Raw genomic sequence first — 11,984 nt, 5'->3', positions numbered from 1 at the left:
GTTTGCACCCGTGTGTACACCACTACCCCTAAGAAGCCTAACTCAGCGCTGCGTAAAGTATGTCGTGTGCGTTTGACTAACGGCTTTGAAGTGACTTCCTACATCGGTGGTGAAGGTCACAACCTTCAAGAGCACAGTGTTGTGCTGATCCGTGGCGGTCGTGTAAAGGATTTGCCAGGTGTTCGTTACCACACCGTTCGCGGTAGCCTGGATACCCAGGGTGTTAACGACCGTAGGCAGGGCCGTTCCAAGTACGGTACCAAGAGACCTAAGAAATAATTCGTTTATACGGGTTAACTCAGGTTTTGCCGGCTGAAGGCCGGTGCAAGGCTCGAAAGAGCAAAAATTCAATATCAGGTTGATGAGAGTAAGGCCGGGTCAGAGTGATAAAACCACTGGATGATCCTGGATTACCTGAAGACCGACGTAGAGGGCTTATCAATGCCAAGAAGACGTATAGTCGCAAAGCGCGACGTGCTGCCAGATCCTAAGTTTGGTAACAAAACACTCACTAAATTCATCAACCATGTGATGGTCAGCGGTAAGAAGTCCGTTGCAGAAAAAATTGTTTATGGTGCCCTGGACGTAGTTCTGGAACGCACCGGCAAGGAGCCTCTGGAGATCTTTGAAAAAGCTCTGGAAACTATTGCTCCTATGGTAGAGGTTAAGTCCCGCCGTGTTGGTGGTGCCACTTATCAGGTACCCGTTGAAGTTCGTCCTTCCCGTCGTACCGCGCTGGCCATGCGCTGGTTGGTAGATGCTGCGCGTAAGCGTGGTGAAAAGTCCATGAAGCTCCGCCTGGCTGGCGAGTTTATGGATGCTGCTGACAGCAAAGGCTCCGCAGTTAAGAAGCGTGAAGACGTGCATCGTATGGCTGAAGCCAACAAAGCATTCTCCCACTACCGTTTCTAAGTATCAGAGGATTGAGTCGTGGCCCGTAAAACCCCCATCAACCGCTATCGCAACATCGGTATTTGTGCTCATGTTGACGCGGGTAAGACAACGACCACAGAACGTGTTCTGTTTTACACCGGTCTGAGCCATAAAATTGGTGAAGTTCATGATGGTGCTGCCACCATGGACTGGATGGAGCAGGAGCAGGAGCGTGGTATTACCATTACTTCTGCTGCTACTACCTGTTTCTGGAGTGGTATGGATGCTCAGTTTGATGAGCATCGTATTAACATCATCGACACCCCTGGACACGTTGACTTCACTATCGAAGTAGAACGTTCCCTGCGTGTGCTTGACGGCGCTGTGGTTGTACTGTGTGGCTCTTCCGGCGTTCAGCCTCAGACTGAAACCGTATGGCGTCAGGCGGACAAATACGCAGTACCCCGTATGGTCTTCGTTAACAAAATGGACCGTACCGGTGCTGATTTTAAGATGGTGATCAGCCAGCTGCGTGAGCGTCTGCACGCTAACGCCGTTCCTATGCAGATGACCATCGGCGCTGAAGATGAATTCAAAGGCGTTGTTGACCTGGTCAAAATGAAGGCCATCATCTGGAATGAAGAAGACCAGGGCATGACCTTCAAATATGAAGACGTCCCTGCGCATATGGCTGACCTGTGTGCTGAAATGCGCGAATACATGGTTGAAGCCGCTGCTGAAGCTACCGATGAGCTGATGGAAAAGTACCTTGAAGAAGGTGATTTGACCGAAGCAGAGATCAAGGCCGGTATCCGTGCCCGTACTCTGGCTAACGAGATCATTCCTGTCTTTGGTGGTTCTGCCTTTAAGAATAAAGGTGTGCAAGCGGTTCTGGATGCTGTGATCGAACTGATGCCTTCGCCAAAAGAAGTGAAGGCGATCGAAGGTATTCTGGACGATAAAGACGGAACGCCTGCAGTTCGTGAAGCTGACGATAGCGCGCCTTTCGCGGCACTGGCATTCAAAATTGCCACGGATCCGTTCGTGGGTACGCTGACCTTTATCCGTAACTACTCCGGTGTTCTGAACTCCGGTGATACGGTTTATAACCCGGTCAAGCACAAGAAAGAGCGTGTGGGCCGAATGGTTCAGATGCACGCCAACAACCGTGAAGAGCTCAAAGAGTGTGTGGCTGGAGACATCGTTGCCCTGATCGGCATGAAAGATGTAACCACCGGTGACACCCTGTGCTCCATGGACAGCATTATCACTCTGGAACGCATGGAATTTCCTGAGCCGGTAATCTCTGTTGCGGTTGAGCCAAAGACTAAGGTAGACCAGGAAAAAATGGGTGTCGCTCTGGGCAAACTGGCCCAGGAAGATCCATCTTTCCGCGTTCACACCGACGAAGAGAGTGGCCAGACCATCATCTCCGGTATGGGTGAGCTGCACCTGGATATCCTGGTTGACCGTATGCGTCGCGAGTTCAACGTAGAGGCGAACATTGGTAAGCCTCAGGTTGCCTACCGTGAGAAGCTGAAAGCCGCCGTTGTGGCCAACCACAAGTTTGCCAAGCAGTCCGGTGGTCGTGGTCAGTATGGTCACGTCGTGATTGAGTTCTCTCCTGCGGATGCTGGTGAAGAAGGTCTGGAATTCATCAACCAGATTGTCGGTGGTACGATTCCCAAGGAATATATCCCGGCTATCCAGAAAGGCATCGAAGAGCAGATGAAGAACGGCGTTATCGCCGGCTATCCTTTGCTGGGCCTGAAAGCCCGTCTGTACGATGGCTCTTTCCACGATGTTGACTCTAACGAAATGGCGTTTAAAATCGCCGCTTCTCAGGCACTGAAAAAATACGCACCACAGGCTAAGCCTGTGGTGATGGAACCGATGATGAAGGTCGAGGTGGTCACACCGGAAGTCAACATGGGTGACGTTATGGGTGACCTGAGTCGCCGTCGCGGTATTGTTCAGGGCATGAACGACACGTCTTCTGGCAAAACGATTGACGCCATGGTGCCGCTGGGTGAGATGTTCGGCTACGCTACTGATTTGCGATCAGCAACTCAGGGGCGTGCTACCTACACCATGGAATTCCATGAGTATGCCGAAGCGCCCGGCAGCATTGCTGAAGCGGTTATTAAAAACCAGGGTTGATGCCTGATGGCTATCCTGACGGCCTGAGTGCCGGGATGTTAACGAATTTTTCAGGTTTTTTACCATGAAAAATGCTTTCCCGGGATAAGGGCTGTTAGAATGCCGCGTTTAGTATCAAATCCCGAACTCGACTATTGATATCTTAAAGGTTAAAAGACATGGCTAAGGAAAAGTTTGAACGTAATAAGCCGCACCTCAACGTCGGCACCATTGGTCACGTTGACCACGGTAAAACCACACTGACTGCAGCGCTGACTCGCGTATGTGCGGAAACCTGGGGCGGTAGCTTCAAGGCTTTCGACCAGATCGACAACGCGCCTGAAGAGCGTGCGCGTGGTATCACCATCTCTACTGCTCACGTAGAATACGATTCTGAAAAGCGTCACTACGCGCACGTAGACTGCCCGGGACACGCCGATTATGTTAAGAACATGATCACTGGTGCTGCCCAGATGGACGGCGCTATCCTGGTTTGTTCCGCTGCTGATGGCCCCATGCCACAGACTCGTGAGCACATCCTGCTGGCTCGTCAGGTAGGTGTACCGTACATCGTGGTATTCCTGAACAAAGCCGACATGGTTGACGACGAAGAACTGCTGGAACTGGTTGAAATGGAAGTTCGTGAACTTTTGGACCTCTACGAGTTCCCAGGTGACGACACACCAATCATCATCGGTTCTGCCCTGATGGCTCTGAACGGTGAAGATGCTAACGGCATGGGTACTACGGCTGTTAAGAAGCTGGTAGAAACCCTGGACGAGTACATCCCTCAGCCAGAGCGTGCTATCGACCAGCCGTTCCTGATGCCTATCGAAGACGTATTCTCCATCGCTGGCCGTGGTACTGTAGTAACTGGCCGTGTTGAGCGTGGTATCGTCAATGTTGGTAACGAAGTAGAAATCATTGGTGTCAAAGAGACTACCAAGACTACCGTTACTGGTGTTGAAATGTTCCGTAAGCTGCTGGACGAAGGTCGTGCAGGCGAGAACATCGGTGCCCTGCTGCGTGGTACCAAGCGTGAAGACGTTGAGCGTGGACAGTGTCTGGTTAAGCCAGGTACCGTGACTCCTCACACCAAGTTCGAAGCTGAAGTGTACATCCTGTCCAAAGAAGAAGGCGGACGTCACACTCCATTCTTCAAGGGCTATCGTCCACAGTTCTACTTCCGTACCACTGACGTGACCGGTGCTGTTGAACTGAACGAAGGCGTTGAAATGGTAATGCCAGGTGACAACATCAACTTTGTTGCTACCCTGATCAACCCAATCGCCATGGAAGAAGGCCTGCGCTTCGCAATTCGTGAAGGTGGCCGTACAGTTGGTGCTGGTGTTGTTGCTAAAATCTTTGAATAAGATTTTGATGATTTAACAAGATATAAAGTCACCCCAAAAAACCCGGATATTTCCGGGTTTTTTTTATGCGTGATCTGTGTACCGTGGTAGTCAGTACAATCATGAAATCAGCTGTCAAACCAGCGCAGAACATCGGCCTTCTGGTGCAGGATGCGGATAATGTCGGGGCACTGGTTATTCAGTAGATAAAAGATCAGGTGGGAGCCTGCCGTAATAGAGTAGTAACCCGCTTTAATATCATTTCGGGATTTTCCTGCTTTCGGGTTGCCCGCCAGCTAAGAGAACCGGCGTGTAATAAGCCGGATGTATTGATCGGCCTGTTCGACGCCCCACTCTTCCAGAGTGTATAGCCAGATAGATTCGAGATCAGCACGGGCCTGTTCACGAATGGTGTAATTCTGGCTCACAGGTGTTTCCTGTGCAGGTCATCCAGCAGTGAGTCAACCTCAAAATCATCGATCGCCGGACTGTTCTCGCCTGTTTGAAGTTCTGCGCGAAGGGCTGCCAAACGGGCTTCGTCTTCTTCCAGCTTGCGCAGTCCCGCCCGTACTACCTCGCTGACTGACTGGTAGCGTCCCTGTTCAATTTTTTCCGACACAAACTTTTCAAAGTGGTGACCCAGGGTGACTGAGGTGTTTCGGCTCATGGTTTTATCCTGCCGTGTCTTATTTATTAATACATATTAATACAGTAGTTGGATTTTTGTTAATTGGTGTACGAAAATTGCCTCTGCATTATTGAGTGGGTACAAATCGTACGCCAGTTTGAAATTAAACGGTTGGTAATGCTACCGTTTAATGGCGATGGTTAGCCCATCGGAAATCGGCAGCATCATCATGTCTACCCGGTTATCCTGGTGGATTTTCCGGTTTAGTTCTTTCAGTGCCCTGGTATCTTCATCGTTGATATTTTCATCAGCAACCCTGCCACTCCACAGAACATTATCGATAAGAATCAAACCTCCCGGGCGAATCAGCTGCAGGCACTGCTCATAATAGGCGTCATAGCCGGTCTTGTCGGCATCAATAAACGCCATATCAAACTGGTTTTCTTCACCACTCTCAATCAGTTGCTGCAGAGTCTCCATTGCTGGTGCCAGATGAAGTTTAATGCGATCCGACACACCCGCCTTTTCCCAATAAAGTTTAGCAATATTGGTATATTCGCTGTTGATATCACAGGCTATTAGATCTCCATCGTCTGGTAATGCCAGGGCAACAGCCAGTGCGCTGTAACCGGTGAAAACACCAATCTCAATGGTTCTTCGTGCGTTAATCAGTTTTGCCAGCATGGCCATCAGCTGTCCCTGCTCGGCAGAGATCTGCATAACCCGATATTGATGATGACTGGTGACTTCCCGTAACTCTTTTAATACCGGATGCTCTCGCAGGCCAACGTTATAGAGATATTGATAGAGGGAAGGAGTTAGTTGCAGGGATTGATTGCTCATCGGTTAAATGCTCCTTAATTATTATCAGAAAGGTTATATTCAGCGGCATAATCTATTTGTGGTAATCATGTAATCATCACAAGCATATAACATTATATTCATTGAACACTTCGATGGGGTGTGTGAGAATTTTAATCTCAGGTCGCTCAATAATAATCAATATAACAATAGCGGATTCACATCATGCCATCTTTACTGTTTTACAATGAACCAGCATTTCTGAATCGTGACGTACATAAAACACTCAGCTTCAAGGCATCTTCAGACTATTCATTTACAGAAGATGTTAACTCCGTCCCCTTGACCGGTATCGAATTTTTTGAAGCCAGCCGGGATATGCCTGTGCTGTTCAGTAAAGACGACAATGGTGACTTTTTCCCCCTGGCGCTGCTGTCATTAATGGAGGCGGGCCATAAACATCTTGGTGAGGCTGGCAGCTGGAGTGACAGCTATATTCCGGCATTTGTCCGGCGTTATCCGTTTGCCCTGACCGATGAAGGTACTGTCTGTTTTGATCAGAATGCCTCGCAGTTTCAGTCGGAAGAGGGTGAAGTCCTGTTTAATGAAGCGGGTGAAAATTCTGAAACATTGAATAATATTGTACAATTTCTCAATAATTATGATCAGCAATATAAGAGTACCCTTGATTATTGTGGGGAATTAAAAGAGCAGGATTTGTTTACGCCTTTTAATCTTCAGATTCTATTAGACAAAGATAAACCCTTAAGGCTTGAAGGGTTATTTGTTATTGATGAAAAGAAACTAACCTCCATTCCAGAAGAAAAAGTCAAAGCCTGGTTTGATTCAGGATGGCTCGCCTGGACTTATGCTCATTTGCACTCTTTAGGTGCGCTGAACCGTTTGGTTAAACGACAGAAGCAAGAAGTCTGACTATCCCCACTCTCATTCCCACGCTTTTAGGCCCTGGGGGTCCTGCGTGGGAATGCTCTTCACCAGATTGGCAATATACATACAACAGGGCCGCAGGAAGTACAGAGCCCTGATAAAAATAATATAACAGGGATGCAACTATGGCTGGCTTTGATCGCACTCAGCTGTCTGTTTCCATTGCTCAGGTCAATACGGTCAGAGTTTGTCGTCAATCTTCCGGTGCTTCATTTTCTGGTTCAGGGTATGGGTTAAGGGCTTCTGCAACTATTGGTCTGTTGCTATCCGGTTCTGCACTGGCAGTGGAACATGATATCCAGGCCGTCGGTGATTTCACCGGAGTCACCAGTAACAATAATATTCATGAGATAACCTCCAAAAAGATGTCGGGCACATCTGCGATCAACGTGTTCAACAAGTTTGTGGTGGGTTCCTCTCATACCGTCAATCTTCAGGTTCCTGATAACGCCGATAAACTGGTCAATATTGTTCGTGGCTCTGAAGCTCCTGCTGTTCACGGGATCATGAACAGTTACAAGAGCGGCTCGCTGGGCGGAGATGTGGTCTTTGCCAGTTCTGCCGGTTTTCTGGTGGGAGAGTCCGGTGTTGTTAATGTGGGCAGCCTGTCCATTAAAACACCCACAGATAGTGATATTACCGGGCTAACCGATGGCTCTAATATCGTTGATGCAAAAATTACCGCTCTTTTGAGCGACAGTTTTAGTGTTTCATCATCGGGTACCGTGCGCATCAAGGGCAAAATCAATACGGCCAGTGGCCTTGATGTAAATGCCAATACCATTCAGGTAGACAGCAGCGGTATTGTCATTTCAGGGCGTGCAGCTCAGGCGAGTGCCGTTGCTTTTACCGCCGTCAACGTTAATGACCTGACCATTCCCACCGAGCTTAATGTGGATGGTGGTGTTATTACCCTGAAAGCTTCTAGTTCCGCTGCCGGAGCCATTGATCTGGCGGGTGACCTTTATGCCGATGGTGGTTTTACCATCATGGCGGACAATATTGAGGTGAAGGCTGGAGGAACACTGGATGGCCGGGATTCGATTTCATCAGACTCGGCAGGCACTATCGCCTTTCAGGGTAAAACCAGTCAGTCCACTGCATTGGTTCTCAGTGCCTCTGGAAAAACTGTTGTTTTTGAATCGGCAGCGGCAGCCACACCAGAACAGGCCAGTGATGGGATTACCCTGATTGGTAATACTACGGTTTCCGGCTCTGTCACAGCGACTGCGGATACCTTTAACGCCAAAGCGGGCAGCAGTCTGGACGTCAGTGGCAGTTTAACCGTTACTGCTGACAATCAGGCGGATGTATCCGGCACACTGGCGGCTGAATCTGGCATTACCATCACCTCCAAAGATATTGATCTGAATGCCGGCAGTTTGCTGGATACCCGCAACAGCGATGATTCTGCCCGTGGCGATGTCACCCTGACAGCTTCGGTATCTTCTTCTGTGGGCATCGGTAGCGCCACCGCCAATACCAATATCGACCTGAGTGGACAGATTACGGCTGGGAATATCACCGCAAAAGCCAAATCTATTGCCAACAGCTCTTTTAAAGAAGAGCCGGGTGTTGCCATGGGGCTGGTAGCAACGGGAGCCCTGGCCGGGGCTTCTTTCTATTTTATGGACGCGGATGCCGAGGCAACCGTTAATGTAAACAGCGGCGCCAATATCCAGGCCAGCGGCAATGTCTCGCTGACCACCGAATCCCATGCGTTGACGGAAGCGTCATCCATTACCCTCGGCAGCCAGTTGCCCGGATCTCTGGCCGCCGTCTATGCCACCAGTGATGCCACCAGTACCACCCATGTAAAAACCGGTGCGACGATTCAGGCGGAAGGGAATCTTGAGGTTTCTGCTCATAATGAGTCATATATTTCTGCCTCAGCCATGGACTTTATTGCTGAAGACTCCAATAAGGTGGTCATTGCTGCGGCGGTCGGTGAGTCCGATGTGGACGCTACCGCCAAAATTGATTCGGGGGTAACTCTGGATGCAGATAACCTGGTATTAGCGGCAGAAAATCAGAATTACTATTACGTTTCTGCGTCGGCCTATGGGTTGAAAAACACACAGTATGGTGTTGCTGTTGCCGTAGGTGACTTCGACACCAATACCACGGCAGAACTGGGCAGCAGTCTGGGAACCAGTGGTGATAAAACCGGCAACGTGACGATCACATCACTGAACAGAACATTAAATCAGCGGGTACATTCCGGGGTAACAGTGGGCAGCAGTCTGTTATTCCGTACGGTGGGCTCGAAACTGGTTCAGGGGGCTTCTACCCTGCAATCTGGCGTTACCAACTACACCAATAAATACCTGCCTGCCGGCCAGTCGGTGGATAAAAATGAATCCGGGAAAGTCAGTTTCAAAGGTGGCCTGGCGTTCTCCCTTAACCTTTCCGATCATGAAGCCTACAGTTATCTCGGTACTAATGTTGCCAACCAAACCGACGCACCAAAAATAAACGCCACTGGTAATGTATTGCTGGCAAGTCAGGTGGATCTTGGCACAGACAACGAAAAGGTGGCTGGCGGTTACACTGGTGGTGCTCTGGGTGGTGATCAGGGCGGTTATCGAACCTCTGCAGAAGCCGCTGTCACAGCGCCCGAAGAAGGCAGTGCCGGAGCGGGTCAGACCTCGGCCTCGGACACCAGTCTGGCCATGGCGCTGAACTTTGCCATTAACGACAGTGACTCAGTATCTGAGGTGGGTAAATACGTTCAGGTGGATGCTGCCAATCTGGGGGTTATTGCCAGTCAATACATGCCCATCGTCAGCACCTACGATAAGTGGGACAGCTTTGCTGATGTGCTGGGCAAGTTTAACGGCATTGGTGGTATGCAGAACAATATTCTGACCTCCTTTGCCAATGCCGGTGCTTCTGCCGATAAGGAAGCCTATGGCGGTTCGGTCAACGTGCTCTGGAATGATATGGACACCAAAGCCTGGATAGGCGACGGTGCCAAAGTTACCACCACGGGCACCAGCGGCTGGAATGCCAGTCGGGAGCTGAAAGCCAATAGTCAGATCACCGGTATTTTTGGCAGCACCAAAGTCTTTAAAGATATTACCTACAGTTTTGCTTTTGATAACTCTGTGGAAGTCAGCGCCTATAACCTGATGGAAACGGTCAACCTGTCTGGCAATATTGGTGCCCTGGGAATTTTGCCCAATGGTAATGGAACCAATAAAAAAGGTAAGTCCGTTGGTGCGTCCATTACCTATGTCCAGCAGTCAGGTGAAGTCGTCGCGGGTATTGGTAATGCCACCGTCAGTGCGGTGGGTGGGATTGATATTTATGCCGAGACTGATGAACGCCACTTTCTGGTAACCCCTTCTTCCGGGATGGGTAAAGGCATGGGCTTTAATGGTGTGCTCGGGTTTCTCAACTCAGAACTATTAACCCATGCCTCACTGCATAACAGCGCACAGCTGAGTGCCAGCGATCTGGTGCTGGTGGCAGAACATGAGTTTGGCAACTGGGCGGCAGCCGGTGCTTTTAACTGGTCTGATGAATCTGCGGTAGGCATTGCCATTGCAGCCAATGTCTCTCAGGGCGATACCAAGGCATTTATTGGTGATAACAGCTCTGATTATGACAAGGTAACGTTTCAAAAGGATAGTTGGAAAGATGGTTTGGAAGTTGCTGAAACGATCACCAAACCTGATCCAACATCACCCACGGCACCAACGCCCACCAAAGGTATTATCGCCAACACAGTAACTGTCCGTGGTCGCTCAAGTGGTACGAATGGTTCGCTGGCGGTGGCGGGTGCTTTAACAACCGAGCCCTCTAATGAGCCGGGTGTCGGGGCAAAGTTTGAAAACTGGTATAACGGTTTATCTTCCAATGTGGCTGCTAATTACACTGGTGCTAACAGTAGCAGCGGTGATTCTTCTGTCGGTCAGTCATCGAATAGTGGTTCTAACGATAACAGTAACTCTGGCTCTGGTCAGAGCAGTGCCGAGGTGTCGTCTACTCAGACAGGGTTGACCGGTGCAGGCAGCTTTACGGTGTCCGTTAATAATATGGATGCCAAGGCCATTATTGATGGTGCGTCCATTAGTGGCCATGCGAATGGCAATGCCTATAACGATGTGGATGTAGAAGTTCAGGCCCTGGAAAAAGTGATCTCAGCCAGTGCCTCCGGTTCTGCTGCGCTGTCCATGCTTGGGGCGCAATCGCCCTCGAATCAGAACACAATTGCCGGTGCCATCTCCTATCAAATCAGTTTCAATGATGCCCTGGCCTGGATAAAAGACAGCACCATTTCTTACGCCGATGATGTGGCGGTACAGGCTCTCCATGGCGGGGAACTCACGGCAGTGGCTCTGGCACTTTCGGTGACCCGGCCAGCGGGTAATTCCAATATGACCCAGAATGGCGCGCTGTCCATTTCCGGGGCTCAGATATACGACGGAACTTCTGCACGAATTGAAGGTTCTACCATTAGCTCCAATCAGGGTGCTAATAATGACCTTGAGGTATCTGCCTACAACAATAGTTATGTTGGTGTGGGCGGAGGCACACTCTATGCCGGTGGCAAGCAGGGGGCAGGGCTTGCTATCACCTTTGCCGAAATTAATGATCCTTCTGCCATCGTTGGTAACGCTAATCCAGACGGCAATAATCACTTCAGCACCTCGAAAGGTGAAGATGTCTACAGTGGTGCTGCCACAGAAGCCATCATTGATTTCAGTGGCAGTAACCGTTCTTACCTCACTAATTTTGATCAGGTCGATGTTAGCGCCCGCAGCATGAACCGCATCGGTATTGGTGCTGCCGGGATTGGCTACAACGATAACCTTGAAGACTCCCTCGGCTTCCAGGGCAGCTTTGCCATTGGTTCCATCGGCGCTGACACCAAAGCGTTAGTAAAAGGCACCAATATCAGCGGTGCCGGTGTGGTGAATGTGAATGCTACCGGTGAAAAAGACGGTGCCCTGGACACCATTATCAACGATCTGGGCAGCAGCAGCGTCAACGCTGATTTTGATTTCAGCGGTGCTGATGCCATGGACAATACTAATGTCCACACCAATGAAGACGGCAGTGGTTCAACCTACAGCTACAACAGTGAGGGCAAGCGAATTATTGCTGTTGCCGGTGTTGTTCAGGTGGGTAAAAAGAACCTGGGTATTTCGTATGCCCATGCCGACGTCAAAAGTGAAACCAAAGCCCGCATTGAAGACAGCAATATTAATCAGAGCGATAACACCGGAGCAGAAGTT

At 49.8% G+C, this 11,984-nt stretch carries 8 protein-coding genes and 1 pseudogene; 6 read left to right on the top strand and 3 right to left on the bottom strand.

Features of this window, described 5'->3' with window-relative positions:
• From rpsL to tuf, 4 genes are all read left to right on the top strand, one after another.
• The coding region (gene rpsL, locus RM811_RS17295) for a 30S ribosomal protein S12 (protein WP_402526846.1) at positions 1-279 on the top strand (279 nt) is incomplete at its 5' end.
• A gap of 162 nt (positions 280-441) precedes the next feature.
• A complete protein-coding gene (rpsG, locus tag RM811_RS17290; protein WP_402526845.1) occupies positions 442-912 on the top strand; it encodes a 30S ribosomal protein S7 in 471 nt (156 codons plus the stop codon).
• A gap of 18 nt (positions 913-930) precedes the next feature.
• Positions 931-3,033: an elongation factor G gene (gene fusA, locus RM811_RS17285; protein WP_402526844.1), complete on the top strand. Its 2,103-nt coding sequence runs from the start codon at positions 931-933 to the stop codon at positions 3,031-3,033.
• 158 nt (positions 3,034-3,191) lie between these two features.
• Entirely contained in the window at positions 3,192-4,385 is a 1,194-nt protein-coding gene (gene tuf / locus RM811_RS17280) for an elongation factor Tu (protein ID WP_402526843.1), read from the top strand.
• Positions 4,386-4,576: 191 nt separating this feature from the next.
• On the opposite strand, the pseudogene RM811_RS17275 reads toward tuf, so the two are convergent.
• The 3 genes and pseudogenes from RM811_RS17275 to RM811_RS17265 form a co-directional block, all read right to left on the bottom strand.
• A pseudogene (locus RM811_RS17275) lies at positions 4,577-4,792 on the bottom strand (type II toxin-antitoxin system RelE/ParE family toxin); the annotation flags it as partial.
• A complete protein-coding gene (locus tag RM811_RS17270; RefSeq protein ID WP_402526841.1) occupies positions 4,789-5,031 on the bottom strand; it encodes a type II toxin-antitoxin system ParD family antitoxin in 243 nt (80 codons plus the stop codon). The gene RM811_RS17270 and the pseudogene RM811_RS17275, both read right to left, overlap by 4 nt.
• 141 nt (positions 5,032-5,172) lie before the next feature.
• Complete coding sequence (locus RM811_RS17265; RefSeq protein ID WP_402526840.1) at positions 5,173-5,835, bottom strand: class I SAM-dependent methyltransferase; 663 nt, start codon at positions 5,833-5,835, stop codon at positions 5,173-5,175.
• A 183-nt stretch (positions 5,836-6,018) separates the two neighbouring features.
• On the opposite strand from RM811_RS17265, the gene RM811_RS17260 reads away from it, so the two are divergent.
• A complete protein-coding gene (locus RM811_RS17260; protein WP_402526838.1) occupies positions 6,019-6,726 on the top strand; it encodes a SapC family protein in 708 nt (235 codons plus the stop codon).
• Between the two features lie 140 nt (positions 6,727-6,866).
• Positions 6,867-11,984: leukotoxin LktA family filamentous adhesin (locus RM811_RS17255; RefSeq protein WP_402526837.1), on the top strand; the 5,118-nt coding region annotated here is incomplete at its 3' end.

The organism is Endozoicomonas sp. (genome assembly GCF_031844845.1).
GTDB lineage: Bacteria > Pseudomonadota > Gammaproteobacteria > Pseudomonadales > Endozoicomonadaceae > Endozoicomonas.
The sequence above is the reverse complement of the archived record's forward strand: the minus strand, read 5'-3'. Positions and strand labels throughout refer to the sequence as shown.

What these genes read in the sequence shown, in the direction of transcription:
- RM811_RS17270 (WP_402526841.1), bottom strand. Translation starts at nt 5,031, where the DNA reads ATGAGCCGAAACACCTCAGTCACCCTGGGTCACCACTTTGAAAAGTTT.
- RM811_RS17260 (WP_402526838.1), top strand. Translation starts at nt 6,019, where the DNA reads ATGCCATCTTTACTGTTTTACAATGAACCAGCATTTCTGAATCGTGAC.
- RM811_RS17265 (WP_402526840.1), bottom strand. Translation starts at nt 5,835, where the DNA reads ATGAGCAATCAATCCCTGCAACTAACTCCTTCCCTCTATCAATATCTC.
- tuf (WP_402526843.1), top strand. Translation starts at nt 3,192, where the DNA reads ATGGCTAAGGAAAAGTTTGAACGTAATAAGCCGCACCTCAACGTCGGC.
- rpsG (WP_402526845.1), top strand. Translation starts at nt 442, where the DNA reads ATGCCAAGAAGACGTATAGTCGCAAAGCGCGACGTGCTGCCAGATCCT.